The following is a 26,266-nucleotide window of genomic DNA, read 5'->3' on the forward strand; positions in this document are numbered from 1 at the left end:
AAAACCCGCTCGGGAGCGGATTGAGGCGATGCTGGAACGCGACTACGCCATGGTAAAAAACGGCAATTGTGATTACAAACTGACCGTCGCCTATGACCCCGATCCGGATGGCATTTCCCTTGATGAGGAAATCCAAAGCCTCCTCTCCGAGATGTTCAACATCGCAGAGAGCTACAATTGCTCCATGGAAGCCGATATCTACGAGGTCGGTGGTCAGCAACGGTCCTGGTAGAATCAATCAAGCGTTCAGTGTTCGTTCTTCAACCTGGCCAAAATCGCAGCTTCGGGCCGACTGGGCCGCATAGGGAATCAGGACGAGCTCGCATCGCGGCTCGTGCAGAAATCCACGACACGCCTTTGGCGCGATTGAGGTGAGGGGATCGAGCGACCACCCTGCCAGCTTGGCGACCGCCAGAGCAGCGGAGAGAGAGCGCGCTTCTTCGGCAAGCTGGGCTTGCGACTTATACTTCATAGGTTCGAGTTCCTGAGCCGGGCGCGAGTGGCTGCCGTCCCGCACCGTGATCCTTTCGCCCTTCAGGCGTCAGCCGCAGACCAGCTCACGTCCCCCTTCACTCCCGCGGCTTTGGATTAGGGCCTTTGCGATAAGCATCGTGGGTCTCGGATCGTCGGCATCGGACCGTGCCTAGAGCACGCGATCACAGCATCGACATGCTTATCATCTGAGATCCGCGAAACCGGCGACATCCGCCGGCATGGTGGCTGCACGGAAAAGCCCGCCCTACCATCTCCACGTTTGTCGCAAGCGCGGCGTTGGCTCGACCTTCGCGTCCCATTCTTCTTTCAGACGAGCTAGGCATCCAGATGGCGCGAAACACCTGCAAGTCGTCCAGCTGCATGGTAAACAACTTGACAATCAGTCCACGTGCCCCACCGCCGTCGCTGAGAAAGACTTGAGTTTCCCACTTCCGTCGGATTGGCGCAGATCACGCCTTGGAACAGGTTCTTCTCTTCAGCCCTCCGGCAATCGCCTTGTGTCCCGCGACCGTCGCGCTTCGTCGATGATGACTTCGAGCCGGATCACGCGCTCTCGCGTTTCGGCATGAGCAGCAGTGAGCGCTTCCACGTCGCGAGCCAGCATGTCGACGCGGTGCTCCATGAGCATGACCTGTCGAAGACCAGAAAGAATGTCGCCAATCGTGCTCACCGGGTGAGTGCTTCGAACAGCCCTTCGCCCGAGCCGGCGAACTCCTTCTCAAACCGGACGCGCAGCTCCGTTTCGCGCGCCGGATCGAGTGCCGCGCGCACCGCTGCGCTTGCTTCCTCCAATCGTGCCGACATCCGCGATGTCGCGGCTTTCAGTTCCGCCGCCAGCGCCTGAAGCTCGGCCTCCTCTTTAGTGGAGATGGTCACTTCCTCCACCAACTCGCCAGGTCGTGCCGCGACGAGCCGTCCATTTTCGACGCTGACGTCGAGCGGCTCGCCCTCACGCGCGCCCATGGCCGCGAGGATCGCCTTCGGCACGATCATGCCCGTGGAGTTACCCATGCGGCGGAGGGCGGTGCGAGCGAGCGGTTCCATATAACAGAGATGGCTGGAACAGAGCGTTATTACAAGTGATAACGACACACCCGTCGAGCAACTGCGCAAGGTGCCAACGTGCGCGGGCTTCACCGACAGCCGAACGTACTGCACGGGAAAGTCCGCGCCACCATCTCCACATGTGTCGCAAGCGCGGCGTTAGCTCGATCTTCGCGTCCCATTTTGCTTCAGACGAGCTGGGCATCCAGGTAGCGACGGAGCGCTTGCAGATCGTCCAGTCGCCCGCTCATCAACACATCCAGCGCGCTGCGCCCGCCGAACAAAGGCGCATGGTTTGGCGCGCGCATCCAGGCGGCCGCTCGGGCGGGATAGGGGATGAGGGTAGTAATCGCCCGGTAAATGCCGAGCAGGAAGGAAATGCGCTCGAGCGTTTCCGGGCTGATCCTCTGAACCTCGCCGCGCCGCCACCGCCGCAGCGTGGCAGGGGAGGGTCCGCCCAGCAGGCGCCGCTGCTCCGCCGGACTGAGCTCCCATATCCTGGCCAGGTTAAAGAACGCCTTGAGAGCAGGGTCTGTCAGGCGGAGCCGGGTACGCCCGGAGTCTTCGCCTGCGGCGATTAACTCAGGGATGTCTTTCTTCCTTTTGGACATAGCCCAGCGCTGCCCGCGACGATTTCTCTATGATCGCCGCATGTCTGCGGCGCCGCACATGCGTCATTCTGAGAGTGGAGGAAGCACTTTGTGTCCCATTTTGTCGTAAGCGATTAGACCCGGGCTGCGGCCGATCATATCGCTGCATGTGAGGTTCCCGCGCGGTGTGTCACGGTGCAGTCCGCCTGGCCAACTGGAGCGCGGATCACTGGAGGGTTCGCCCGCTGTACCTACCCGGTTCGGCACTGGCCCGAACCGGGCACAGCAGATAGCGGCTATTCAGCGTCGTGATGACCTGTCCGCTCTCGATCGCATCCAATGACGTCAAGACCATAGAGGTGCGGATCCAGATGCCATCGGCAAACCGGCCTTTGCGGTCGCTATAGACCCGTCCGGTCAGAACGATGCAGCGCCGGGTGACGATCACCAGCCAGTCCTCGAACTCCGCATCATAATCTGGCTTCGCCACCTCCTATTTCCTCATGTTGTTCAACTCGCCTTCAGACCTCCATTTTGCACTAGCGATAATGTCTGCTATCGCTGGTGCGCTTGCCAAATCGGGCCGGGCAGGGCAGCTTGGGCGACCATGTCCGAGCTCCTCGCGCTTCCCGTGTTGGCGGCCGCACCCGCTCCCGTCGACTCCGCGGTGATCGACGCGGCCCGGCGCGCGATGAGCCCGAACAGCTGGCGGGCGCTGCGCGCAGACGCCCGCGTGTTTGCCGACTGGTGCGCGGCGCGCCGGCTGCTGACCGTGCCGGCGCTGCCCGCCACGGTCGCCGCGTTTCTCCGCGACCAGGCCGAGCACGGCAAAAAGGCCGCGACGCTCAGCCGCTATGCGAGTTCGATCGCGCGGCTGCATGCGCTCGCTGATCAGCCGGACCCGACCCGCACCGAACTGGTCCGCCTCGAGCTCAAGGCGCAGCGCCGCGCGCTCGGCGTGCGCCAGCGCCAAGCGCGCGGGCTGCGCTTCAAGGGCGAGGTTGCCGACCCGCTCGCCGCCGCCGGTCCTGTCGGCGTCTGCATCGAGGCGATGCTGGCCGCTGCGGCCGACACGCTTCAGGGGCTGCGCGACAGGGCGCTCCTCAGCCTCGCCTTCGACACCGGCCTGCGCCGCTCGGAGCTGGTCGCGATCCGCTGCGGCCATCTCGAGCGCGGCAGCAGCGGTGGCGGGCGGCTGTTTGTGCCGCGCTCGAAAGCCGACCAGGAGGGTGCCGGCGCCTATGCCTATCTGTCGCCGCGGACCATGACCGCCCTGTCCGGCTGGCGCCAGGCGGCCGACATCCGCGACGGCGCGGTCTATCGGCGGCTGCATCGGACGCGCGACAAAACGGGCGCGGATATCTGGACCGTGGGCGCTGCGCTAACCGCTCAATCCGTAACGCTGATCTACCGCGCGATGCTGGACGCGGCGCGCGCAGCCGGGCTGCTGGAGAGCATCGGCGCGGCTGACTTTGACGCGTGGCGCGCCGGGCTGACCGCCCACTCGACTCGCGTCGGCCTCACCCAAGACCTGTTTGCGAGCGGCCAGGACCTGGCCGGCATCATGCAGGCGCTCAGGTGGAAAAGCCCAGCCCAGCCGGCCCGCTATGCGCAGGCGTTGGCGGTGGAGGCGAATGCCGCCGCGCGGGTCGTCGGAAAGCTATAGCAGATTGTTCTGCACCATATTCGACATGTCGATATGTCGACGCTTCAGATGTAAGCAGATCGGTAGGCACGTCAGCGCTGGATTGTGACTGCCCAGCCAAGTTCGGGCTTGATTACATTAGCGAATCCGCCCTTTCCGCATGTTCGGGGAACCGTTCCACGCTCGCAATGTTCAGCCTGAAATTTGTGTGCAAGGGAGCGTTCTATGGCCGCCACCGCGTTTGTCTCTACTCCTCGGTTCGTTGTCCGTGAAGGTGATAACGTAATCCGAATCGCTCTTGTTCTTAGAGATGTTAACTCGGCGAGTGGAACGGTCAGCCTCTCGTTCCTACAAAACCAATCAACTGTCACAAACAACTCGGATGTGATAGTTCCAAATTACTCTGGAAGCTATAACGTCACAATTTCTCAAACGGCTGATTACGTTATCAATCTTCCGGAAATATCAATTTTCGACGACATTATTGACGAGGACACCGAAACCTTCACCGTCCGTATTCAAGCGTCTGGGCGGGTTTTCGATAATGGAACAGATACGACCACACTCTCATTTACTGTTGAAGACAATGATCTGATAGGCACTGACGGTATCGACACGCTGACTGGTAGCACCTTCGCGGACTATATCGATGGTCGTGGCGGCAATGATCGGCTGTTCGGTGGGAGCGGTAATGACACTATCTTGGGTGGCGCCGGGTCAGACCGCCTCGACGGTGGATCGGGCGCGGATCGTATGAGCGGCGGCCTTGGCAATGATGTATATGTCGTGGACTCTACTGGAGATGTGGTTGTCGAAGATGCTGATGGCGGTGATGCAGATGCTGTCGAGTCGAGCATTAGCTACACGCTAGGTGCCTCCATCGAAGATCTGATTTTACTCGGCTCGGAAAGTCTGACTGGCACCGGCAACGATCTGAACAACTCTATATTTGGTAACAGCGCAGCTAACCTGCTAAATGGGCTCGATGGGGCTGATCGTTTGTTCGGGCTGGGTGGCGATGACATTCTGATTGGTGGTTCTGGCATCGACACTGCCTACTTCAGCGGCCTCAAGTCAGGTTATAGTCTCGTCTATCAAGGCAATGGTCGTGTGAGCGTTGTCGGACCGGATGGGAATGACCGGCTGGAAGGTGTGGAGCGGCTGTCGTTTGATGGTCCTGGCGGTGTTCAGACCTTCACGGTTCCGACCAGTTTCTTTGCGTCGAGCGTCACGCAGGCGAGCAGCAGCTTTGGTGCGGATCCGAGCGCGGGTGGCTGGACGCAGGGCTCGGTGTATCCACGCATGACTGGTGACGTGAACGGCGACGGCCGCGCCGACCTGGTCGGCTTCGGCGGTGCCGGCGTGTTTGCAGCACTCGCCGACGGTAATGGCGGCTTTGGCTCCGCCTATCAGGCCAGCAGCCTGTTCGGCGCCGACCTGGGCGCCGGTGGCTGGCTAAGCGTCGATGCGGCGCCGCGCACGTTGGGCGACATCAACGGTGACGGTCGGGACGATCTGATCGGCTTTGGCGGGGCCGGCGTGTTCGCAGCTCTCGCTGACGGCAATGGCGGCTTCGGCTCAGCCTACTTCGCCAAGAACTCGTTCGGCTCTGACCTGTCGGCAGGCGGCTGGGCGAGCAACAAGGCGCACCCGCGCCTGCTCGGCGACATCAACGGTGACGGCAGGGACGACCTGGTCGGCTTTGGCGGTGCCGGCGTGTTCGCCGCACTGGCTGACGGCAATGGCGGCTTTGGCTCCGCCTATCTGTCGTCGACCAGCTTCGGTGCCGACCTGAGCGCCGGTGGCTGGACCAACAATGACGCCAGTCCACGCCTGCTGGCTGACGTCAATGGCGACGGCCGGGACGATCTCGTCGGCTTCGGCGGCGCCGGCGTGTTTGCCGCACTGGCCGACGGCAATGGTGGTTTTGGCGCCGCATATCTCGCCTCATCGAGCTTCGGCGCCGATCCGGGTGCAGGCGGCTGGGCCAGCCAGACCGCCTTCCCGCGCCAGGTCGCCGACATCAATGGCGACGGTCGCGCCGACCTGGTCGGCTTTGGCGGATCCGGCGTCTACGTGGCGCTCGGCCAAAGCGATGGCCGCTTCGCCGCACCCGTCCTCGACGTCGGCCTGATGGGCCAGAACGCCTCCGCCGGCGGCTGGACCGACAACGACAAATACCCCCGCATGCTCGCCGACACCAACGCCGACGGCCGCGCAGACCTCATCGGCTTCGGCAACAACGGAGTCTTCGTCGCTACCGCATCAGACTTCTTCGCACTCGGCTGATGGCAAAGCTTGGCTCAAGAGCCAAGCTACAGACATGCCGGGTATTCACGCCAAGGGTGTGGCCGAACACCAGCTAACGGCGGTTCGGCCCACCCGCCTTGCGCGCCTGCTCTCCTGCGACCTTAAACGGCGATGCCGCGTTTGCTTGCGGATCATAATAACGGTCGAGGCGACTGCGGATTCGAGATTGAACACGGTTCTGTACGCGGCTGGGGATCCGGATCATTGGTTGGAGATTAGGCGCCGCCTCATCCCTTCTTTGCCGTTGCCCAACCTCACCGAGCGAGGTCTCTGCAGTGCGTCCACCAGACCGTTCCTGCGCACTGGCCGGCGTGGTCAGGGCGAGTAGCAGCAGGCTAAGCCAAACATGGTACATGACGTTTGTCCCTTTGCCCCTACTGATCTGCTTGCCGTCATCTCAGCGAACCGGATAGAGCCGCGCCTGCTCAATCTGCCCAGTCATACCAGATGCCGAGTTCGAGGGACGTGCAACTAAAGCAAGGACCTGGACCGGGCATCCGCTGGGCACACTGAACTGACCGGAAAATAATCCGTTCAATCTTGAGGAGTTGGGCAGGACGATCCGTCCCAACTCGCGACCGTCACGTCGACAAGTGAGGATCCAGTAAGGGCGCGCGCCTTCATCCTGATCAATCCCGGCACTGCGGCCCACGAGACGGTAATCCCCGGCTGGAAGAACCTGTATCTGCTGCAGCAAAGTTCCGCCCACACTCGGAGACGCTGCGAAGTCGAAAACCCCTTTTTGGTTGCCGGGCTGAATAGAAGTGGTGACGCCCGCATCATTGATCGGCGTCCAATCGAACAGCGAGGGCGTGGTGCTGCGGGATGTGAAAAGCGGGTCCCGTGACGTCCGCCGATCGGCGCCCGGGTGAATGGCCGCATAATAGGACCAAGCATCTTCCCAGAAGCCTCCTGAGATGAGGCGATTGATAACGACGGAGCTTGCTTCGTCTAGAACACTCACCCCGGCCCGACGTAGATCTCTGTAGAGAGAAGCCACTGCACGCGGATTGGGAGCATTGACCGCCGCATGGAAGATAAAGCTTTCGGCCCAGGCTGGCTTGCCGGAAAGTGTCTTGACCAGAGCCAAGCGGATCGCCTGATCATCTGTAGCTGCCGCAAGGACGGGAAAGAGCAACTCCGGAGCTGTCCGCGAAGTGCGAAGCGCCACATCGTAGTTCACCAACGCCGCCGGGATGTCGTTTCGACCAACCGCGTCTTCTATTGCCCAAAGCCGCAACTGAAGATCGCGCCGCGATAGGGCATTTCCATAAACCAACAGTCGTCGCGCTGCCGCGGTATGGCCACGCAGCTGGGCATCCAATCCCAACGTGGCGACGGCTTGAACAGCCGTTGGGTCCTGCCGCAGCGCCAGTCGTGCAAGGTCTGCGGCTCTTGCACGAGCGCTTTGCTTGCTCAGAAGCATCTTCTGAGCAAGTCTCGCGGTGATCCGGCCGTCGCCTGGCGCCAGCGCATGCGCGCGCTGTGGATTTGCTTTAAGGGCAAACCCGAAAGTTTGGCTAACGCTCACATATCCAACCACAGCCGCGAACAGAGCGAGCGCTCCCCGGAGGCCCCACTCCACCGGCGTACGCCGCGAGGCGAAGCCGCTTTGTGGCATCAGCCGCGCGCAGCCTTTGCTTCAGCGTCTCCTACACGGCCATAGTTATAGCCATACTCATAACCATAGCCGTAATGGGCCCTCTTGGCCTCGAACTTGGTCAGCACGCCGCCAATGATCCTCGCATTGGCGCTTGCGAGGCGCCCAAGTGCGGTTTTGACCATGCTTGACCGAATGCCGTGCGACTCAACCGCATAAATCACGCCTTCCACATGGCTAGCGATCAGCGGTGCATCGGCCAAACCCATCACGGGCGGAGAGTCGATCACCACATGGTCGTACGTCTCGAGCAGACGCGTAACCAATAACGACAGCCGCTGACCTGTCAGCAGTTCGGCAGCGTTTGGAGGAATGGGGCCAGCTGACATCGCAGTGAAGCCAAAGTCGGTCATCTTGAACGTGAGCGCGTCGATATTGTCCTGACCAGAGAGGAAGTTGCTAAGGCCAAGGTCATGGGAAACCCCGCCGAGGTGGTGGACCGATGGCGAGCGCATGTCCCCGTCAACCAGAATGACCTTCCGATGGGCGCGGGCGAGGGTTGTAGCCAAAGCTAGAGCGGTTGTTGACTTGCCCTCAGCAGGACGAGTCGACGTGACCGCAAACGACCGCGGCACGCCATGTTCAGTTGTGAAGGAAAGGTTAGTCTGAATGGCTAGATAGGCGTCGACCAACTCAGACTTACGATCGAGCAATGCCTCCTTGGGAGTGCCCTCCTCCAACTTCGGAACGGACCCCAGAAGCGGCAATCCAAGCCGACGTTCCACTTCAGCCGGATCTGCGATTGCTTCGTCGATCTGTTCGAGCGCGTAGGCGATAAGTGCTCCCAGCCCAATGCCTGCCAGAAGCGCGATCGCAAGGTTCAGGATCAGACGAGGACTTGAAGGTTCTTCCGGAGCCTTAGCCAAATCCACAATGGCGATGTTGTTGATTCCTACGCCTCCGGCAACACCGATCTCCTTGAAGCGCTGGAGAACGCCATCATAGAGCGCCCGATTGGTATCAACTTCCTGCTGATAGATGTTGTATTGAATGCTCCGGCGGCGTTGATCGAGATAGTTGGATTTTAGTTGATCAACCCTGCCCTGTAGCGCACGTTCTCGCTCTACGGCCTCAAGATAATCCGCGCGAAGGGAGCCAGAAACCCGTCCCTCCTCCCGCGCAATGCTGCGGTCAAGTTGATCAATCTGAGACTGGATCGCCCTTGCAGCTGGATATCCCGGTTCGAACTGAGTCATCAGCCGCTGGTACTCGGCCGCCGACTCTGCGCGCTTTTGGCGTAGGCTATTGATGGCCTGATTGCGCAATGCTTCAGTTGAGGCGCCAGCACGGCCCGCCTGCTGGTAACGCGCTTCCGCCTGGATGCGATCTGCCGTTGCTTGGGACAATGCCGTGTTCAGGGCTGCAAGATCGTCGACGACGATCGAACGCTCCACTGTTGTCCTGCCGTCTCCGGATTGAGCAGGCAAATTGATAATTTTCTGCGCGGATGCGTAGGCAACGAGTTGTCGTTGCGATTCGTCGAGCTTGTCTTTCAGCTGTCCCAGCTGACGCTCCAACAGATTACGACCGTAGGAGGTGGCTTGCACCTTACGCTCCAAGTTGGTCTGAATAAAGTTTTCAGCCCAAGCATTGGCCACGCGGGCCGAAAAGGTCGGATCGGGGCTGGTAAACTGAATGTCCACGAGCCTTGAGAGGCGGGCGGGCGCAACGTCCAGATTCTTGAGCAGAATCTCGCCAGCAATCCGCTGCCGTGCCAAGCGGCCCGAAGCGGGATACCGCCCGTTCACCATCTCAAGGACTGGCATATCGCCACCCACTCCGAACATCTCAAAAAATTTCGGGTCGTCGGAAAGCTTCAGTTGAGCGGCCACTCGTTCGGCAAGCGACTTTGATCGCAAAAGGCCGTATTGAGTCTGATAGAATTCTTGGTCTGCGACGCTTGTCTCTCGCTCCACCCCCTGAAAGCCAGTAACTTGGTTTGATTCTCGTGAGATTTCTATAGTTGATGCTGCCGTATACTTTGGCGTCATCAGTAATGTCACAATGAGCCCAAAGATTATGCTCAAAGCTATTACGCCAAGAATAACATACCGCCATCTTTGGGCGATACGAAAGTATTGGCGAATAGCGGGGATGCGGTCGGCTTCTGCGGTCCGAGCGTCAGCAAGGAGTGGCGCAGCCGTAGGAAAACTGCCTCGCAGGTTAGATGCGACCAAATTCATGACAATGCCGAACCTTTACTTCTGCAAAACTGCAATAAGTGGCGCGGCCAGCACTGGCGAGACCGACACCAAATCTCTGAAGAGACGCCGCTGCGGCGAGTCACCTACTACGATCACATCGTTGGCGAAAACCGGCGGATCGTCATAGACGCCCCGCCGAATAGCCGAAACGTTGTACAAACCGGCCATTTTCTGATTGTTCGCAGTCCTCAGGATGACAACATCGTCTTCATCCGCGAACTCCGACAGCCCCTTTGCCGAGGCGATCGCCCGCATCAGCGTCATCTGATTGGTAACTGGATAAAGGCCTGGTTCAACGACCTGGCCATCGATCGTCACCACCTGACTAACAGAACTCTTGATATTAACGGTGACCTCTGGATTGCGAACATAGCGGCCGCGCAGCGCTGCCTCGATCGCCTCAGCCAATTCTCCCGCCGTCTTCCCTCGTGCATCGACCGTGCCAACCAGGGGCATGGAAATGCGGCCGCTCGCATCGACCTGCATCTCACGGCTGAGTTCCGGAACGTTGAAGACGTCGACCTGAATGGTGTCGAGCGGTCCAATAAGCGAAGGGCGGTCAGCCGCCGTCAGATCATTACGATCAGGCGGAGGCAAGACGTTGCTATTCTGGACAACAGTCAGATTTTGCGTCGACACCAAGGGCATTTTGCGCCCGCATGCCGAAACTGCGGCCGTGATCAGAAGAACAATGCAGAATTTACGCATACGTTCGAGAAGCTTCCAGTCTGTTGGGGAGCAGGTGCTCTATAAGGGTTGGCCGGACCCGGGTAAAGCTGAGCCGCGGGAACCCTTTGCCCGCTCACAAAGCCACACGCCCGCTATGACGATGACCGCCATAATCATTGGCGTTCGCGCTGGATAGTCGATGATGCTGGCGATGAGAATCAACAATAACATTGCCGATCCCAGCTTGGGCACGGCATGGCGCGGGCTGACCCCTACTCGCCACGCCCTTACGCTCGCCAAGCCCCACCAAAGCAGACCAGCAGCCAGCAGCAGGATGCCCACCAGCCCTGCGTCGATAGCGATTTCCAGAAAATCGTTGTGCGCGTGATTGAAGTAATTGAGCTTGAGCAGATCGAAAGGCTCATGCTTGCGGAAAATTGGATCGAAACCGCCAAGCCCTGATCCAGCAGGGAAATAATCCCGTATTAGATCGAGAACGGTGGGCAGCGTGCGAGCACGCAGATCCTGGCCTGCATCAAGGTCCAGCACTCGCTCGATCGCTGCTGCGCGGTCTGCCGCAATGCTGATCAGCACGAAGATCACGATCGTACCAACGATACCGGCGAGGATGGCGAGGAAGACCCAGCGAGGGTATCGACGCAATTCGCGCCTGATCCCTTCCCCAACCATGACCAGGCCGAGCCCCAATCCGAGAGCACCAAGCAAGAGACCAGCCCGCGAACCCGTCGCCAGGATCGTCAATGCGAACAACAGCACCAGTCCTAGCGCTGCCGGGCCGCGCCACTGGGGCTGCCGCCCGTCCAGAAAGGCCCAGACCGGCGCCAGCATACAACCGAATGCCGCAAACAAGGCAAAATGGTTGCGGTTGGCAAAGATGCCGCTGACCTGTCCGGCGGTGTCGTTGATGAGTGGATTGTTGAAGCCGGCGCCCGAGAACTGGAGCAGGCCGAGAAAGGTGGAGCCCACGATGAGGCTCAGAACCAGTCCCGGCAGCCAGGACCTCTCCGCTTCCTTCAGTCCTGCAACTAGTACGAGCGCCACAATCGGCACGATCAGCGAAGATGCCGCATTGACGGTGGCGCCGGGAACAAGCGACCAAGGCCGCCATGGCTGTTCCTGACCACTCGCCGCAGCCGCTTCCATGAAGAACGCGCGGCCAGGCAATGCCTGCCAAATGCCAGGCGGCAGCGGGACCAGCTGCAGCAGCGTGAGTAGCACCGCCCCGGCGAGCAGAAGCAGCACAGGCTTCATTCCTCCAAAAGAGGGGCGTGCACCAAACAGAATGACGATAATCAATGCGATCCACGCAACGCTGCGGACCACGACCTGACCGAGTGCGTCGGCGCGAGACGCTCCCCCGGCCAACCAGAGCACCCCTAGGTAGACGACCAGGAGAACAAGGGACAAGCTGGGCTTGAGCCGCAAGAGAGAGCGTTGAGACACGTGCATTCGAAGGTCTTTATGAAACTGGGCGGCCGAACGAAACCTGGGGCGCAGGCGATCGGGCACTATGGCATTCGCCAATCCATGCCTCGAGTGAGTCAACAAGGCTCTCGCGGTCAAACTCCCGCCGGCCATATCGCAGGCCGTTACGCCCCATCTGCGAACGGATGCCGCCATCGGCCGCCATCAGCTGCTCGACATTGGTGGCCAAGGCCCCGCCGTCTCCCGCCGGCGCGACCAGGCCGGCTTGTGCTTCGGTGATGACGCGACCGCCCTCCCCATCTAGCATGGCTAGGAGCGGCTTGCCGGCAGCAAGGTAGCTTTGCACCTTGCCGGGGATTGTCATGCTCCAGATCGGCTCTTTGCGAAGCGTCACCAGCAGCGCGTCGGCGCTGGCGAAGAAGGAGGGCATGCGCTCCAGAGGATGTCGTCCCAGCAGGATGACCTTCTCCTCAAGGCGCCGGCGCGCGATCTCCGCGCGCACCTGCGGGGCCGCGCGCCCGTCTCCCACAACGATCCAGCGCAAGCCCGGCCTGTCCCTCAGCCTTTCGGCTGCGTCGAGGATGGCAGGAAAATCCTGCGCCTCGCCGATATTGCCGGCGAACAGCACCTTGAAGTCGTTCGCATAGGGCGCGAGTTCCGGCGCCGGCTGTGGGGAAGAGCCACCGCTTGCGAAAACCCCTTCGGCCCAGCCTGGGAAATAGCGGATGGTGTCGCTATGGCCCGCCAAGGCTGCGACTTTGGGTTCAAAGGCGCGCGACTGCACCAGGATGCGATCGCACCGTTGGTAGATGAAGCGCACCAACGCCCCGACTAGGGCCAAGAGCCGCGGCGATTTCACGACGCCGATCGCTGAAAGCGTATCTGGCCACAGATCCAGAATCCACATCAGCATCGGCGCCCGCTTCAGGCGGCGTAGCAGAACCGCTGGGAGCGCCGCCGTGACCGGCGAAGTTTGGAAGACGAAAATGGCGTCGAAGGATTGCCGGCGCAGCTTCCAGACACCCACCACCGAGGCGCTGATTGCAAAGCTCAGATAGTTGAGCACCAGCCGCACGCTGGAACTGCCCCGCGGCACGATCGGCACTCGAATGACCGGTACGTCCCCAAAGCGCCGGAACGCCTTGGGGTCGGCCCGGAAATTCGGAAATAAATGGCCCTCGGGGTAATTCGGCTGACCTGTCAGCACGGTCACATCGTGCCCTCGTCCCGCCAACTCCTCCACCAGGTCGTTGATCCTGAAATTTTCAGGCCAGAAATACTGGCTGACGATCAGGATCCGCACGGCTCACTCATAATCCCGCCAGACCACCCGCCGAATATAGTCGGTGTAGCTGTGGAGAATGCGCACCACCTTGGCCGAGACGTTGGGCATGGAATAATCGGCCACGAGCCGCAGGTCACGGCGCTCGCCTCGCCCTTGGCTCTCCAGGATGGCGAGCGCCTGTTGCACCCGCTCAAGGCTCAAACCGGTCATCATCACCGCCCCTTCTTCCATCCCTTCGGGCCGCTCATGCGCCTCGCGGATGTTGATTGCGGGAAAGTTCAGGATCGAGGATTCCTCGGTGATCGTGCCGCTGTCCGATAGCACGGCACGGGCCGATTTCTGCAACCGCACATAATCGTGAAAGCCGAGCGGCTTGCCGAGTTCGACCCTGGAGTGAAACGATACGCTTGCAGCATCGATGCGGTTCTTGGTCCGCGGATGGGTGGAGACGATCACCGGGCGGTCATAGGCGTGCGCCAAGTGATTCACGATCTCGACCAAGCGGAAGAAGGTCCGATCGGACTCGATGTTCTCCTCGCGGTGCGCGCTGACGACGAAATAGTCGTGCTCGGTCAGACCGAGGCGGTCCAGCACGTCGGATGCATCGATGCGATCCATGTAATGGTGAAGCACCTCGAACATCGGGCTGCCGGTCTTGATGACGCGGTCCGGTGGCAAGCCCTCGGCGAGGAGATACTCGCGTGCAATATCGCTGTAGGTCAGGTTCACGTCGGCCGTATGGTCGACGATGCGCCGGTTCGTCTCCTCAGGCACACGCTGATCGAAGCAGCGATTACCGGCTTCCATGTGAAAAATCGGGATGTGGCGGCGCTTGGCCGGGATCACCGACAGGCAGCTGTTGGTGTCACCGAGGACGAGCAGTGCGTCAGGCTGCTCCTCCTTCAACACCTCGTCTATTGCGATCAGGATATTGCCGATCGTCGCCGAGGCGCTGCCCTTGGCGGCCTCTAGGAACCGATCGGGCTTGCGGATGCTCAGATCTTCGAAGAACACCTGGCTGAGCTCGTAATCATAATTCTGGCCGGTGTGGACGAGCACGTGATCGCAATGCTGGTCGAGTGCGGCAAGCACGCGCGACAACCGGATGATCTCCGGGCGCGTGCCGACCACCGTCATCACCTTGAGCTTCTTCATCGATTCAGACCTTCATGGCGACAGTGTCGGGCCGCGCGTGATCGAAGATCTCGTTGGCCCAAAGCATCACCACCAGCTCGCCATCACCGATGTTCGTGATGTTGTGCGTCCAACCAGGGATCGTCTCGACGATCCGAGCTTCGCGACCCTCGACCACGATCTCGTGCACTTCGCCCGTCTGGATGTGACGGAAGCCGAAATGCGCCTTGCCCGATATGACCAGGAACTTCTCGACCTTGCTGTGATGGTAATGATCGCCCCGCGTGATCCCCGGCCCTGCAGTGAAATAGGAGAACTGCCCGCTGTCCCGGGTCTTCAGCATCTCCACGAAGCGGCCGCGCGGATCGGCGTGGATCGGCACCTGATAGTCGAACCGTTCGGGCGGAAGATAGCTGAGATAGGTCGAGTAAAGGGCCCGGATCAGCCCCGTGCCCACGGGCGGCATGGTCAGGCTGCCGCGGCTCTCGGGAAAGCTTCGGATGATGTTGGCGAGTTCGCCGACCGTCGTCCGATACTCAGGCTCGACCTCATATTGACCCGTCGAGAACGGGCCTTGGATCAGCCGGAGAAAGGCGTCGATCACATCGTCGACATAGACAAGCCGCACGGGCGCCGCCGGATCGTGGATGTCGATCGCCTCGCCGCGCGCGATGCGGTGGCAGAAAGTGGCCACGGCCGAGTTATAGTCCGGCCGTGCCCATTTTCCGAACACGTTGGGCAGGCGAAAGATCGCCACCGTCGCCCCGGTTGCATCGGCATGGGCACGCAGCACGGCCTCGGCCGCGGCCTTGCTCTGCCCGTAGGGCTGGTCGCGATCTGCCTGGATGGAGGAGCTGTAGATAATGGGCGCCCCGTGGCCCGCCTGGGCCAGCAGCGTGCACAGGCGATCGGTCAGCCCGACATTGCCGCTCTCGAACTCAGATGGATCGGTCGGCCGGTTGACGCCCGCCAGGTGCACGACGAAATCGGCCGCCTGCACGGCTCCAGCCCAAGCCTCCTCCCCATCATCGCGGCCAAGGCCCAGAGCTTCGTGACCGGCCTCGCTCAATCGCACCACAAGGTTGCGCCCGACAAAGCCGTTCGCGCCGGTTACGAGCACCCTCATGCGTAGGCATCCTCCGAGATCGGCTCACCCTTCAGCACGCGGTTGATGAGCGGAAGCTTTAGCAGCAGTTCCTTCATGCCCTCGACATCGAGGCGGTGCGTGTTGTGCGAGTTATACTCCTCGCCATGGCTGAGGCGCTCTTCGCCCTGATCGAAGAATTTATCGTAGTTCAGGTCGCGCCCATCCGGGGGCACGCGGAAATAGTCGCCCATGTCATCGGCGACGGCGCGCTCCTCGCGGCTGAGCAGCGACTCAAAGAGCTTTTCGCCATGGCGCGTGCCGATCACGCGAACTTCGTGACCGGGCCGGTTCAGCAGCGATTTCAGGGCCTCGACCAGCGTGTCCACGGTTGCCGCCGGCGCCTTCTGGACGAAGATGTCGCCGTTCCGGCCATTGTTGAAGGCATAGAGAACCAGCTCGACCGCATCGTCCAGCGTCATCATGAAGCGCGTCATGGCGCCGTCGGTGATGGTGATCGGCCGTCCCGCCAGCATCTGGTCGACGAACAAGGGGATCACCGACCCACGCGAGGCCATGACATTGCCGTAGCGCGTGCCGCAGATGACAGTGCCCGTCCCTTCCAGGTTGCGCGACGAGGCGACCATCACCTTTTCCATCATCGCCTTGCTGATGCCCATGGCGTTGATCGGATAGACTGCCTTGTCGGTCGATAGGCAGACGACGCGCTTCACCCCGGCAGCAATGGCGGCCGCCAGGACGTTCTCGGTGCCCAGCACGTTCGTCCGCACCGCCTGCATCGGATGGAACTCGCAGGACGGCACCTGCTTGAGCGCGGCAGCGTGAAACACATAGTCGACGCCGCGCATCGCCGGCTCGACACTGCGCTCGTCGCGCACATCGCCCAGATAAAACTTGATCCGCGAGCTGTTGTACAGCTTGCGCATATCGTCCTGCTTCTTCTCGTCCCGGCTGAAGATCCGGATTTCCCGCAAGCCGGAGTTGAGGAAGCGGCGCAGCACGGCATTACCGAACGATCCGGTGCCGCCCGTGATGAGCAGGGTCTTATCGTCGAACATACTATGGTCCTCTGGTCAGGCAGCGAGCGCAGCTCGCACCATCTGTTCCTTGGTGTCCGGAGAAGGATAGTTGATCAGCACCGCGCGGTAACTGCCCTTGAAAACGAACAGGCTGCCCGCCGCGGCGCCGACAACGCCGACTTCCCGGATCAGCGCTTCGATATCGGCAAGCGAACCCGCGCCCCCCAGGAAGGTGACGGGAACTCCTACAGCTTCGCGAACCCGCCGGGCCAGCTTCAGGTCGTAACCCCGCATCGCGCCATCGAGATCGATCGAGTTGATCACAATCTCTCCCGCGCCCAACCGCGCCGCCTCCTGGGCGAATTCAACCGGGTCCAGCTTGTGGGCGCGGCTCGCATTGTGGGTGCGCAGCTCATACCCCCCGAAGCGTTTCTTGCGCACGTCGAGCACGACAACGATGCTTTGTCGCCCGACCTCCGCAGAAATTTCCGAAATCAGCTCGGGACGTTCCACGGCCGCAGCGCTGATCGAAACCTTCTCCACGCCCAGACCGATGATCCGCTTCGCCTGCGCCGCGGTCCGCACGCCGCCCCCATAACAGAGCGGCATCCGGCATTCGGCCGCTAGATGGGCAATCACGGCATAATCGGGCTCAGCGCCGTTCACGGTCGCGTCGATGTCGAGCACGACGAGTTCGTCGCTTTCCTTTTCATTGAAGATTTTGACTGCGTTGATCGGATCCCCGACATACTTCGGGTCCTTGAAGCCGACGGTTTTCACCAGGCCGCCTTCATGGATCAGCAGGCAGGGAATGATGCGCGGGCGCAGCACGGCTCAAAGCTCCGCGAAGTTCTTGAGCAGCATCGCTCCGAAATGGTGGCTCTTCTCTGGGTGAAACTGCACGCCCCAGACATTTCCTCGCCGTACCGCACAGGCGAAGGGTGCACCATAGGTCGCCACAGCCACCCGATCGGCGGGGTCCGCGCACTCGTAATAAAAGGAGTGGAGGAAATAGAAGCGGGCGTCGCGCTCAAGGCCGCGAAACAGGCCCGCATCCCCAGGAAGGGGTTCAACATCGTTCCAGCCCATATGCGGCAGCGGCAGGCTGTTGGGCACTTGCATGGACCGAAAATGCCGCACAGCACCCGGAATCCAGCCGAGCCCCCGCCCTTGCCCTTCCTCGCTCGTATCGGCCAGGATCTGCATGCCGACACAGACGCCGACCACCGGCACTTTATCGCCGACGACCTTTTCCTCGAGCAACGGCCGCATCCCAGAGGCGTCGAGGAGCTCCAGCGCATGGTCAAACGCGCCGACCCCGGGCAACACGATTCGTTCGGCGTCGGCAAGCTCATCGGCAGTGCGCGCAGCCTTGGCGGCCACGTTCATCCGCTTGTACATGTTGAGGAACGCACCGATGTTCCCCAACCCATAATCGACAATCGTGATCAACGGATGATCGCTCGCTGCACGCCGGCCAGGCGCAGCACCTTCGCGCCCACATCCATGATCGCCATGTCGTTCTTATAATCGCGAAACGTCTTCTTGGGCCCATCGTGCAGGGCGCGGAGTTCGGCTACGGTGACGCCGAGCTTGGTTGCGATATACTCGAAATCCTCCGCAATCGTTTCCGGATTGTAGGCAGGCACGGCAATCTTCTCGAGCGCCTCCGCACGGGTCATCTGACCAGTCAGGATAAGGCTGGAGAAATGCGCGCGGCGCTTGTCGTACCCGAACTTAGTCGGCAACCAGTAGCTTTCGTAGAAGCGGGTAAAGCGCGATTCATAATGCTTGTGCGCGTAGCGCTGCCAGCCGAAACGATCGACCAGCTCCTGCATCGCCTCTTCCTTGCGATAGGGCACGTAATTGAGCGGCTTCACGACGCGGACGCCTTTGGCAAAGCGGTACCAGACCTTGAAGCGCAAGATGCCGGCAAGCGGGAATTTCTTCAGCGGACGCGTTCCGAAACGGCGGTGAATATCCTTCAGCTGCCGCAGGTCGGACGCGTGGTAATGCCACTCGAGCGGTTCACGCACACACTCGGTCGAGTAGTTCGCGCCGGTCAGGATATACTTGACCTTGTGCTTTGCCGCGAAGTTGTAGAGGCCGGCGAAGAAGGCATGGTCCTGCGGTGTGTCGAGGTGCGGAACATTCGCCTTGAAGAAGGCGAGCTGAAGGTCGCGCATCTCCGGCCAGTCCACCACTTCGGTGAAGAGATCGAGATTAAGGCCATCGACCAGCTTCTCGATATTGTTGACTGCCTGTTGGGAATTCCAGCCAGCGTCAACATGATAGAGCAAAGGGCGGAGTCCGAACTTCTCCTTGGCGAGGTAAGTGACGTAGCTGCTATCGACGCCACCGCTGAGGCCAATCAGGCAGTCGTGATCCCGCCCCCTTCCGTCGCGCTTGATCTGCTCGACCTGAGCCATGATCTCGCGCTCGCCCTGCTCGTCCGGGTGCCAGTTCGGAACGATGTTCTCGTGATAGTTGTTGCAATAGTCGCACCAGCCACGTTCGTCGAACACGATACCCGAATCCGAAGTGTCCATGATGCAGTTGGCGCAAATCTGGTAAGAGCGCGTCAGAGCCAGGCTGTCAGCCATGAAAATTATGCCAAAGTGGAGGAATGTGGCCGCCTGTTAGCGGGCGGGTCTCTGTTCGCCAAGAGGGCAAGCGGCTACCCTGCTGGTTCGCAATATATCATGGAACTCCCGGGCAAGGCTGGCTTTAGCGCGTCGTGCTTGGAGAAAACTATGCCGAGCATGGCCAAGCGCCCTGTTGAGCAGGCCTGAGTCAAATGACCGATCAAGCGGATGAAACTGGCCTGATGCGGAAGGTTGCCGATCGCCGAACGGCTCTGACCATCCTGGTGAGCGGCCTCCTTCTCCCCTCCGGCACCCTGAAGGCAGGAGTTCCGTTGCACATTGGCCTCTTCACCGAGTTTCGACGGTGGAGAATTCCAGCGGATATCCAAACGGTACGTACCTCAGGTCACAGTGCTACAAAGATCGGTTCTGCTGTTTACGAGCGGCTTCCGGTTTATTCCGATGTACTGGAGGAAACAGGCTTTCGGACCCGCGATGCGCTTGGTCACTGGTGGGAGTTGGCCGAAGAACGCATCACGCCACAAATGTGCGGCATTGTCGGAACTCCCGACGATCATGTGACCTTCCATGAATGGGCACGAGCAACACGCGAACTGAGGCGCGAATGGGTTATTCCGGAGGGTACTTATACCTTGAACGGGACGCAGGCCCTCGCGCTTAGAACCGGCGGCCGTTGTTACGGCACGTTGCTGATCCCCAAGAACAACTCTTCCTTCCGGATCGTCTTCGAACGAGACCTTGCCGGCACAGTCATCAAAACGGATGGGTGGCGCCCTTTGAGCCGTGGCGTCCGCGCAGTCGGAGCCCACAACGCGGCTGACAAAAACCTTTTCATCAACTCCACGGAAGTTCTGATTGAACGTGATGGCGGCGCATCCGACCCTTATATCAAGCAGGAGTTCCTACGATGCGGCCCCGATGGTTCGTTCAGCACTCCCCTGGTTTGCTCGTACGATGATCCGAAGGCCGTCATGGTTACGGCACATGAGCCTTCCCTACCGATCCGGGTCGAGGGATTGCGCATTCGCCGCACAGGCTCCCCGGGCGGCGCGTTGGCAGATCGAGGCGTCGTCGTTTGTGAACGAGATCGGGCAACGTTCGATGACTTGACCGTCAGCAACGACGATCCGACTCAACCGCTCTCCGTCATGGTGGAGATCGGTTACTGCGCCGACGTCACCTTCAACCGGCCAAAGATTCAAGGCGCCAACGATATTGCCAATGGTCTCGGATATGGATTGTTATTTGCCACGACAATCGGTTGTCGGATCAATCATGGCCGGATCCTGGATTGCCGGGAAGCAGTCTCCGGCCGCCACAATGTAGACCTCCATATCAGTGGCGGAGAATATTCCTGCGCAATTGACGACCATTGGGGCGATCGGATGCGGATAGAAAATGTCCTGATCGCCTGCGCCCAGGGCGGAGCGGCCGTTCAATATGCCGGCCACGACCTCCTGCTCAGTAATGTGCGCCAGGTGAACGGACGCGCACTCCTGGTCATTCGCGACGACACCCCCAGCCTGGGCGGAGCCGTAACCCTCCTCGATTCAAATGTATTTTCCAGAGGAGAGAAAGGAGATTATTATCTTTTTTCTTTCAGCTCCCCCAACGGCCCGATACGTCCGCCAAGGTCGGGCAGTGGGAAGATCCTCCTTCCAGACAGCTTGACGATTAGGGGCGGCAGCATCGACGTCGATGCCCCCACAACCTGGATCGCCTATCTCGCCGCACTTGCGGCTCCCCACCGCAACTGGGGCCGAGTCAATTTATCGGGAGAGTGGACGTTCAAGGGGAATTCCCTTCCGGTAGGCGTCATCCTTTTCAAGGACAGCAGCAGGCAGGAAGAACGCGCAACCGAGATCATCGTCGACGGTCCCATCAATTTCAAAACCGGCTACGCTGTCTACGTCACCGCAGCGGATAGCCGCGATACACGTGCGGCAAGCGTGCGGATCACAAACCTTGGCGGCGGCAATCTGCGCTACTCGCCTCATGGCGTCGCATCGATGTCGGTTAGTGGCGGCCGTCTAGGATCAATCGAGAATGACGACCCGAGCGAGCCTGCGGGTCGATCCTCATCCCGCTTCAGCAGCATTGAGATGACGGGTGGGTTTGTAAGGCCGACGCTCGGCAAACTGCGCTTCAGCGACTGCGTGTTCACCGGCAGCTATGCGGTGTTTCCAAACGCCGATGATGTCGAAATGGTGCGGGTGCGCGCCGCGGACAAGGCGATCCTCCCCGCACATGTGCGCCGGCTGATCGCCTTGTCCTGAGGATCACCAACCAGAAAACAGCTTATAAGCCCGGCGTCGAAAGGCATAGAGTTTCGGCCCGGACAGTGCGATCGCGCGCAAGGCATCCACCAATGACACGCCGCTCCGGAGGATGCCGAGGATGTTTCCTTGCTTGCGGGCCTGCTCGCACCGAGCATGAGCCCTCAATGCCCGTACTGCACCAGAAGTCAGCTCGTCACGATGTTGTGCCAGGAAAACCTCTGGCGCGATCATGCGCGCAGACAGCTTGCGATTGAACTCCTCATAAGGGACGAGCATGTTGATGCTGTTGCCCGAGTGGATGCGCCACTTGGCCCCTATAGTGCTGCTGACGATGGATCTCATGCCGAGATACCTAGCCGCCAACTCCATCCACGTGTCCTCGTTGGGAAGGACTTCCGGAACCGGCCACATGCGGGCCACGGCTTGCCGGTTCATCAGAAAGCAGACACCCGAATAGGTCTGTTTGTTCGGATTTCTCGGCACGATCTGGCCATCCAGCTTTCTATTTTCGGACATGGTGATCAGACGGCACGTGCCGATCACCGGCACATCCAGTGGCTGATCCTTTACTGACTCGTAGCGCTCGTTCAACGAACCCGGCGGCATCAGGTCGTCGCCGGCGAAAAGGCAGACCCATTCCCCCCTCGCCTGCGATATGCCGAGGTTGAATGCCCTCACCTTCCCTTTCTCAGGAACGCGGAAGAACCGTACCCGGGGGTCCCGCGCAGCCCGCTCCTCCACGATGCGAACCGTACCGTCCGTAGACAGGTCATCCACGACGACAAGCTCGATCTCGGGCCCGGTTTGCCCAAGAATGCTGTCCATGGCGTCTTGAATGAAGCCTTCTTCATTATAGACCGCCATCACGACCGATATAGCAACCAAAACCTACTCCGCTGGACGACCGATAAAGGATCTTCTCGGGGCGCCATCCGGCACCACGATCTTGGCAAGGCCGCTTCTGTTGCGCACGCCACTCAAAATACAAGCGACCCCAACGATAGTCAGGCCATATAGGAGGCGCGGCGATGTGATATCGCCTGACAAGCACGCGTTCGTGAAGTCGAATATGAACAAAAGGAGCAGGAGCTGCATCCTAGGGCCAGTGTAGTACAGCCCCAGCCCCCCCACAAAAAACAAGGCTATGTATGCACCCCCCGACACCCAACCCCACTCGGCTAGGAATTCGAGTACTATGTTGTGGGGGTATGTGAAGTTCATGAAAGAGAATGCGCCAACACCTATTCCTTCGTTAAACTCCGATATCAGGTATCTTGTGTAGTCGAACATACTCAAGCGTATGAAATAGCTTACGTCGTCGGCCTCTCCGAAAGAAAGACCTCTTACGCCTCCAAACTTTCCTGTCACCTCTACGAACAGAGCGATGAGTGCGAGCGCAAAGAAAGCTGCTATCATGATCGGATACTTGTTCCGGATCGGGTTTATCAAAAATGCTACTCCGGCAGCTAATATGAACGCAAATACCGGCCCTCGACTTCCCGTTGCGGTCATCGCGATAAAGAGTGGCAGCAACAGCGTAATGGCGACTGCAGGACTGACGCGCCCGCTGATCAATCCGTAAAGCGCCGCCACGCATGACATGCCGAACAGGCGGCCCATCCAGATCGGATTGCTGTCGCCGTAAGTCAGGCGGCCCGCGTCATACTCATTGATGTTCGTCAGGAGAACCAAGAGAGCGATCACTCCCAAAGCCATTAACGCCCGGTCCAGGTTCTCAAGAATTGGTGGAGCGCCAACGGATAGCGCTAAAAGAAACCCGAATATAAACAGCACACCATTGAAGACCAGCATCTTCTGCGGATCGACAAATTCGCTTAGGATCCAAACGGCTCCGTTGAAGAACAGAATGCTGGCAGATATCGTGATAACCCATATCTTAAAGGACATTGAGGAGAGCGCGAGGCCGCAGAGCGCGCTGATCGCCAAAGCAATGATCGTGGGAACGACAACAAGCGAAAGGCTACCGTCGCTTTCTCCGAACAGTGCTGCGAGCGGATAGGAATAAGCCACGATGGCCAGCAACAGCCATTTGGCGCCTCCGCTCGTGTAAGGAGGCGTGGATGCATCCGCGCTCACCATGGAAATACCTTTTCAAAGCCTTTAATCATAAGTGAACCACTTGGTGTATCGATTGAAGCGATCAAGCGAGCACTGTGGAAGAGCGTAGCCTGATTAGACATCAAACACCTGAGATGCGACCAGCAACAACCCCCATGCCATCAGGCCGCCAAGCAAGGCAAAGGGGATCGAGCGAGCAATGGAGCCGATAACTTCCGCAGATCGCATCCCCGTACTGCGACCGACGACGAACAGATACACTGCGTAGAACACGAAGCCGGATACAGCATAGGCTTCCGCGACGATGTCCATTGCGACGAGAAGGGACAGTGCAACTGCGGCCAAGCGGAGAACCAGCCCTCCGATCTGAAGCACCATCGCGGCTTGCTGCCGACCGACGATGTGCAAGGCCGTCGATACCGGGACCGCAAGCAGCTGCATGAAGAACCATGGCGCCATCCATGCAGCCAGGGTTCCTGCCCGGTCCCAGCCTGGCCCAAACACAAGCCCGAAAATCCTTGGCGACAAAACCGCAATCAGCATCAGCGGCCCGGCGGAAAGACGTGCAAGGTGCGTGATCGTGACGCTGGTATAATCTGCCAGTTGCCCCTCGCGGAATCTCTCGGGCGCCTGGGAGATGTAAATTTGGCCGACGGCGTTGCCCACCAGAGCCATAGGCATCTGCAGCAGGAAGATGGCGAGTGTCAGATAGCCTGCCTCAGGCGTATCAGTCAGCGCGGCGATGAGAAGCATCGGAGCATGAATGGACGCCGCATTGGCGAGCGCTTCCCACGTCGAAAACAGCGGGAATCGGCGGTATTTGGAGACAGCCTGAGCAATGCCCCGCAGAGACACGCTCCGTAGAGACACCCGATTCTTGATAAGCACAGCGCAGCCCAGCCAAGCTGAGCCGGCACCATAATTGAATAGCTGCCCTACAATCAGGCCGAGCGGAGCATAGCCTGCGAGGCCGAGGGAAATCTGCCCAACCGCCGCCGAGGTCGATTGGGCAATCCGACTGCTGGCGATACCTGCAAAGCTCTTATGCCGGACAAACCACATCTGAAGGGCCAGGTAGGTGCCGCCTATCGTCACTCCCACGGGCAACAACCAAAGCCATCCCTCAAGCGCTGGCTGCTTCAGCAATGAAAAAACCGATTGGGGGAGCAGCGCGATCGTAACGCCCAAGACCACCGCCACCGCCAATGCAGTGAGAACCGACAAGACCAGCAGGTCGGCTGCTTCGGTTTCATCTTCTGGCAATGGGATCGCCATATCAAAGCGCAGGCACGCTGCTGCCGAAAATATCCCGACCAAACTGGAAAAGGCGGCTGCGACACTGAAATCAGCAGGCGTAAACAAGCGCGTGCTGATCGGCATCGACAATGCGGTGATCGTGTGGGCTGCGACCGTACCTCCAACCAGCACGGCAATCGAGCGCACGACCCCTTGGCGCAGGAACGTCGCAAAGTACGACTTCGCCCCCGCCCAATGCCGGTCCATTCGAAACGCCTTATTCGCCACCCGTCAGGAACGCCTCTTATATGGCGCGGTGAAGGCGATTACGCTGCCCTCGCCGATATCCCCGCCTTTCCCAAAACATCTATGATGTCACGTTGTGCGTCCTCGGTGAGATACGGATGCATCGGCAGGCTCATCACCTGCTGACTTGCCTTCAAACTATGCTCAAGCTTGCCTGAAACACGACAAGCGTCCTTGTACGCCGGTTGGCGATCGAGCGGTATCGGATAGTGGACTGCCGTTGGCACTCCCTGCTCTCCCAATAGGGCAACAGCCGCATCGCGGTTGTGAGACAAGACCGTGAATTGTCCCCATACCGACGTGCGATCGGGCACCACGCGGATCGGCGTCACACCCGGCACCTCGCGCAGCAACTCAAGATAGCGGTCGCCAATCGCGATCCGCGCCGCCACCTCCTCGTCGAACGTGTCCAGCTTCGCCAACAGAATGGCGGCCTGTATGGTGTCGAGCCGACCGCCAACGCCGACCCGATCATGCTGGTAGCGCTTGCTCTGGCCGTGAACCCTGATCTCGCGCATCGCCTGGGCGAGGCCGTCGTCGTCGGTGAAGATCGCGCCGCCGTCGCCGTAGCAGCCCAAGGGCTTGCTTGGGAAAAAGCTGGTGCAGCCGATGGTCGACACGCCGCAGCTCCGCCGGCCCTTATAGGTGGCGCCGAAGCTTTGGGCGGCGTCCTCGATCACCGGGATATCCCCATGACGCGCGGCGATCGCGTTGATCGCGTCCATGTCCGCGCACTGACCGTAGAGCGACACCGGCATGATCGCCTTGGTGCGCGGCGTGATAGCCGCCTCGATCAGGTTCGCATCGATGTTGCAGTCGGCCAGGTCGATGTCGACAAAGACTGGCGTTGCGCCCACCAGGACAATCACTTCTGCGGTTGCCGCGAAGGTGAAAGGGGTGGTGATCACCTCGTCGCCCGGGCCGATGCCGAGCGCCATCAGCGCGATCAGCAGCGCTTCCGTGCCGGAGGCTACGCCGATGCAGTGCCTGACACCTACATAGGCCGCTAGGCGCTCCTCAAGCTCGCCGATCTCCGGCCCCATGATGTAGCGGCCATGCTCGAGCACCTGTGCGATGCGCGCGTCGATGGATGGCTTGAGCGCGCGATACTGCGCCTTCAGGTCGATGAATTCGATTTTATCACTCATGTCCAA

Annotated in this window: 23 protein-coding genes and 1 pseudogene; 4 read left to right on the forward strand and 20 right to left on the reverse strand. The window is 60.2% G+C overall.

What is annotated here, in order from left to right; genetic code table 11:
- Nucleotides 1-232, forward strand: a pseudogene (locus HJG53_RS16895) (recombinase family protein); the annotation flags it as partial.
- A 6-nt stretch (nucleotides 233-238) separates the two neighbouring features.
- Here the strand turns inward: HJG53_RS16895 and HJG53_RS18435 are convergent.
- The 5 genes from HJG53_RS18435 to HJG53_RS16915 all read right to left on the reverse strand — a co-directional run bounded on the left by HJG53_RS18435 (nucleotide 239) and on the right by HJG53_RS16915 (nucleotide 2,619).
- A complete protein-coding gene (locus tag HJG53_RS18435; protein ID WP_217352916.1) occupies nucleotides 239-517 on the reverse strand; it encodes a hypothetical protein in 279 nt (92 codons plus the stop codon).
- A gap of 453 nt (nucleotides 518-970) precedes the next feature.
- Nucleotides 971-1,117: a hypothetical protein gene (locus HJG53_RS16900; protein WP_217352917.1), complete on the reverse strand. Its 147-nt coding sequence runs from the start codon at nucleotides 1,115-1,117 to the stop codon at nucleotides 971-973.
- Between the two features lie 44 nt (nucleotides 1,118-1,161).
- Nucleotides 1,162-1,539 (reverse strand): hypothetical protein, encoded by a 378-nt coding sequence (locus HJG53_RS16905; protein WP_171132415.1) that lies wholly within the window; start codon nucleotides 1,537-1,539, stop codon nucleotides 1,162-1,164.
- 188 nt (nucleotides 1,540-1,727) lie between these two features.
- Nucleotides 1,728-2,150: an antitoxin Xre-like helix-turn-helix domain-containing protein gene (locus tag HJG53_RS16910; RefSeq protein WP_171132417.1), complete on the reverse strand. Its 423-nt coding sequence runs from the start codon at nucleotides 2,148-2,150 to the stop codon at nucleotides 1,728-1,730.
- 205 nt (nucleotides 2,151-2,355) lie between these two features.
- Nucleotides 2,356-2,619, reverse strand: a complete 264-nt coding sequence (locus HJG53_RS16915; protein WP_171132419.1) for a hypothetical protein — start codon at nucleotides 2,617-2,619, stop codon at nucleotides 2,356-2,358.
- A gap of 117 nt (nucleotides 2,620-2,736) precedes the next feature.
- Here HJG53_RS16915 and HJG53_RS16920 point away from each other — a divergent pair, with 117 nt between their 5' ends.
- Entirely contained in the window at nucleotides 2,737-3,795 is a 1,059-nt protein-coding gene (locus tag HJG53_RS16920) for a tyrosine-type recombinase/integrase (protein WP_171132421.1), read from the forward strand.
- Nucleotides 3,796-3,999: 204 nt separating this feature from the next.
- On the forward strand, nucleotides 4,000-6,063 hold the full coding sequence (locus HJG53_RS16925) for an FG-GAP-like repeat-containing protein (protein WP_171132423.1): 2,064 nt from the start codon (nucleotides 4,000-4,002) through the stop codon (nucleotides 6,061-6,063).
- Between the two features lie 418 nt (nucleotides 6,064-6,481).
- On the opposite strand, the gene HJG53_RS16930 is transcribed toward HJG53_RS16925, so the two are convergent.
- From HJG53_RS16930 to HJG53_RS16980, 11 genes are all read right to left on the reverse strand, one after another.
- On the reverse strand, nucleotides 6,482-7,510 hold the full coding sequence (locus HJG53_RS16930) for a hypothetical protein (RefSeq protein WP_217352918.1): 1,029 nt from the start codon (nucleotides 7,508-7,510) through the stop codon (nucleotides 6,482-6,484).
- Nucleotides 7,511-7,704: 194 nt separating this feature from the next.
- Entirely contained in the window at nucleotides 7,705-9,927 is a 2,223-nt protein-coding gene (locus tag HJG53_RS16935) for a polysaccharide biosynthesis tyrosine autokinase (RefSeq protein ID WP_171132427.1), read from the reverse strand.
- Between the two features lie 15 nt (nucleotides 9,928-9,942).
- On the reverse strand, nucleotides 9,943-10,656 hold the full coding sequence (locus HJG53_RS16940) for a polysaccharide biosynthesis/export family protein (RefSeq protein WP_254447847.1): 714 nt from the start codon (nucleotides 10,654-10,656) through the stop codon (nucleotides 9,943-9,945).
- Nucleotides 10,657-10,695: 39 nt separating this feature from the next.
- On the reverse strand, nucleotides 10,696-12,045 hold the full coding sequence (locus HJG53_RS16945) for an O-antigen ligase (protein WP_217352919.1): 1,350 nt from the start codon (nucleotides 12,043-12,045) through the stop codon (nucleotides 10,696-10,698).
- A 52-nt stretch (nucleotides 12,046-12,097) separates the two neighbouring features.
- A complete protein-coding gene (locus HJG53_RS16950) occupies nucleotides 12,098-13,366 on the reverse strand; it encodes a glycosyltransferase family 4 protein (RefSeq protein WP_171132431.1) in 1,269 nt (422 codons plus the stop codon).
- Nucleotides 13,367-13,369: 3 nt separating this feature from the next.
- Nucleotides 13,370-14,503, reverse strand: coding sequence for a non-hydrolyzing UDP-N-acetylglucosamine 2-epimerase (gene wecB / locus HJG53_RS16955; RefSeq protein WP_171132433.1), 1,134 nt, complete (start codon nucleotides 14,501-14,503; stop codon nucleotides 13,370-13,372).
- A gap of 4 nt (nucleotides 14,504-14,507) precedes the next feature.
- On the reverse strand, nucleotides 14,508-15,608 hold the full coding sequence (locus HJG53_RS16960) for an NAD-dependent epimerase/dehydratase family protein (protein ID WP_171132434.1): 1,101 nt from the start codon (nucleotides 15,606-15,608) through the stop codon (nucleotides 14,508-14,510).
- Nucleotides 15,605-16,645 carry a polysaccharide biosynthesis protein gene (locus HJG53_RS16965; RefSeq protein ID WP_171132436.1) on the reverse strand — a complete coding sequence of 347 codons (1,041 nt, stop codon included), beginning with the start codon at nucleotides 16,643-16,645 and terminating at the stop codon, nucleotides 15,605-15,607. The genes HJG53_RS16960 and HJG53_RS16965 overlap by 4 nt, the downstream gene beginning before the upstream one ends.
- A 15-nt stretch (nucleotides 16,646-16,660) precedes the next feature.
- Complete coding sequence (locus HJG53_RS16970) at nucleotides 16,661-17,437, reverse strand: AglZ/HisF2 family acetamidino modification protein (protein WP_171132438.1); 777 nt, start codon at nucleotides 17,435-17,437, stop codon at nucleotides 16,661-16,663.
- Between the two features lie 3 nt (nucleotides 17,438-17,440).
- On the reverse strand, nucleotides 17,441-18,058 hold the full coding sequence (hisH, locus tag HJG53_RS16975; RefSeq protein ID WP_171132440.1) for an imidazole glycerol phosphate synthase subunit HisH: 618 nt from the start codon (nucleotides 18,056-18,058) through the stop codon (nucleotides 17,441-17,443).
- Entirely contained in the window at nucleotides 18,055-19,209 is a 1,155-nt protein-coding gene (locus HJG53_RS16980) for an N-acetyl sugar amidotransferase (protein ID WP_171132442.1), read from the reverse strand. Before HJG53_RS16980 ends, hisH begins: the two co-directional genes overlap by 4 nt.
- 194 nt (nucleotides 19,210-19,403) lie before the next feature.
- Between HJG53_RS16980 and HJG53_RS16985 the strand changes: the two genes are divergently transcribed.
- Nucleotides 19,404-21,488 carry a hypothetical protein gene (locus HJG53_RS16985; RefSeq protein ID WP_171132444.1) on the forward strand — a complete coding sequence of 695 codons (2,085 nt, stop codon included), beginning with the start codon at nucleotides 19,404-19,406 and terminating at the stop codon, nucleotides 21,486-21,488.
- A 3-nt stretch (nucleotides 21,489-21,491) separates the two neighbouring features.
- Here HJG53_RS16985 and HJG53_RS16990 read toward each other — a convergent pair whose 3' ends face one another.
- The 4 genes from HJG53_RS16990 to HJG53_RS17005 all read right to left on the reverse strand — a co-directional run bounded on the left by HJG53_RS16990 (nucleotide 21,492) and on the right by HJG53_RS17005 (nucleotide 26,260).
- Nucleotides 21,492-22,355: a glycosyltransferase family 2 protein gene (locus HJG53_RS16990; RefSeq protein ID WP_171132446.1), complete on the reverse strand. Its 864-nt coding sequence runs from the start codon at nucleotides 22,353-22,355 to the stop codon at nucleotides 21,492-21,494.
- 24 nt (nucleotides 22,356-22,379) lie between these two features.
- Nucleotides 22,380-23,591, reverse strand: coding sequence for an O-antigen ligase (locus HJG53_RS16995; RefSeq protein ID WP_171132448.1), 1,212 nt, complete (start codon nucleotides 23,589-23,591; stop codon nucleotides 22,380-22,382).
- Nucleotides 23,592-23,684: 93 nt separating this feature from the next.
- On the reverse strand, nucleotides 23,685-25,073 hold the full coding sequence (locus tag HJG53_RS17000) for an oligosaccharide flippase family protein (RefSeq protein ID WP_171132450.1): 1,389 nt from the start codon (nucleotides 25,071-25,073) through the stop codon (nucleotides 23,685-23,687).
- Nucleotides 25,074-25,132: 59 nt separating this feature from the next.
- Nucleotides 25,133-26,260: a DegT/DnrJ/EryC1/StrS aminotransferase family protein gene (locus HJG53_RS17005; RefSeq protein WP_217352920.1), complete on the reverse strand. Its 1,128-nt coding sequence runs from the start codon at nucleotides 26,258-26,260 to the stop codon at nucleotides 25,133-25,135.
- Nucleotides 26,261-26,266 lie beyond the last annotated feature (6 nt).

Source organism: Sphingomonas sp. ID1715 (assembly GCF_013044515.1).
In the GTDB taxonomy this organism is placed as follows: Bacteria; Pseudomonadota; Alphaproteobacteria; order Sphingomonadales; family Sphingomonadaceae; genus Sphingomonas_B.

Coding starts and splice junctions, on each gene's coding strand:
- HJG53_RS17000 (WP_171132450.1), bottom strand. CDS start 25,073: ATGGACCGGCATTGGGCGGGGGCGAAGTCGTACTTTGCGACGTTCCTG.
- HJG53_RS16985 (WP_171132444.1), top strand. CDS start 19,404: ATGACCGATCAAGCGGATGAAACTGGCCTGATGCGGAAGGTTGCCGAT.
- HJG53_RS17005 (WP_217352920.1), bottom strand. CDS start 26,260: ATGAGTGATAAAATCGAATTCATCGACCTGAAGGCGCAGTATCGCGCG.
- HJG53_RS16960 (WP_171132434.1), bottom strand. CDS start 15,608: ATGAGGGTGCTCGTAACCGGCGCGAACGGCTTTGTCGGGCGCAACCTT.
- HJG53_RS16930 (WP_217352918.1), bottom strand. CDS start 7,510: ATGCTTCTGAGCAAGCAAAGCGCTCGTGCAAGAGCCGCAGACCTTGCA.
- HJG53_RS16925 (WP_171132423.1), top strand. CDS start 4,000: ATGGCCGCCACCGCGTTTGTCTCTACTCCTCGGTTCGTTGTCCGTGAA.
- HJG53_RS16990 (WP_171132446.1), bottom strand. CDS start 22,355: ATGGCGGTCTATAATGAAGAAGGCTTCATTCAAGACGCCATGGACAGC.
- HJG53_RS16910 (WP_171132417.1), bottom strand. CDS start 2,150: ATGTCCAAAAGGAAGAAAGACATCCCTGAGTTAATCGCCGCAGGCGAA.
- HJG53_RS16965 (WP_171132436.1), bottom strand. CDS start 16,645: ATGTTCGACGATAAGACCCTGCTCATCACGGGCGGCACCGGATCGTTC.
- HJG53_RS16995 (WP_171132448.1), bottom strand. CDS start 23,591: ATGGTGAGCGCGGATGCATCCACGCCTCCTTACACGAGCGGAGGCGCC.
- HJG53_RS16935 (WP_171132427.1), bottom strand. CDS start 9,927: ATGAATTTGGTCGCATCTAACCTGCGAGGCAGTTTTCCTACGGCTGCG.
- HJG53_RS16905 (WP_171132415.1), bottom strand. CDS start 1,539: ATGGAACCGCTCGCTCGCACCGCCCTCCGCCGCATGGGTAACTCCACG.
- HJG53_RS16920 (WP_171132421.1), top strand. CDS start 2,737: ATGTCCGAGCTCCTCGCGCTTCCCGTGTTGGCGGCCGCACCCGCTCCC.
- wecB (WP_171132433.1), bottom strand. CDS start 14,503: ATGAAGAAGCTCAAGGTGATGACGGTGGTCGGCACGCGCCCGGAGATC.
- HJG53_RS16940 (WP_254447847.1), bottom strand. CDS start 10,656: ATGCGTAAATTCTGCATTGTTCTTCTGATCACGGCCGCAGTTTCGGCA.
- HJG53_RS16900 (WP_217352917.1), bottom strand. CDS start 1,117: ATGGAGCACCGCGTCGACATGCTGGCTCGCGACGTGGAAGCGCTCACT.
- HJG53_RS16980 (WP_171132442.1), bottom strand. CDS start 19,209: ATGGCTGACAGCCTGGCTCTGACGCGCTCTTACCAGATTTGCGCCAAC.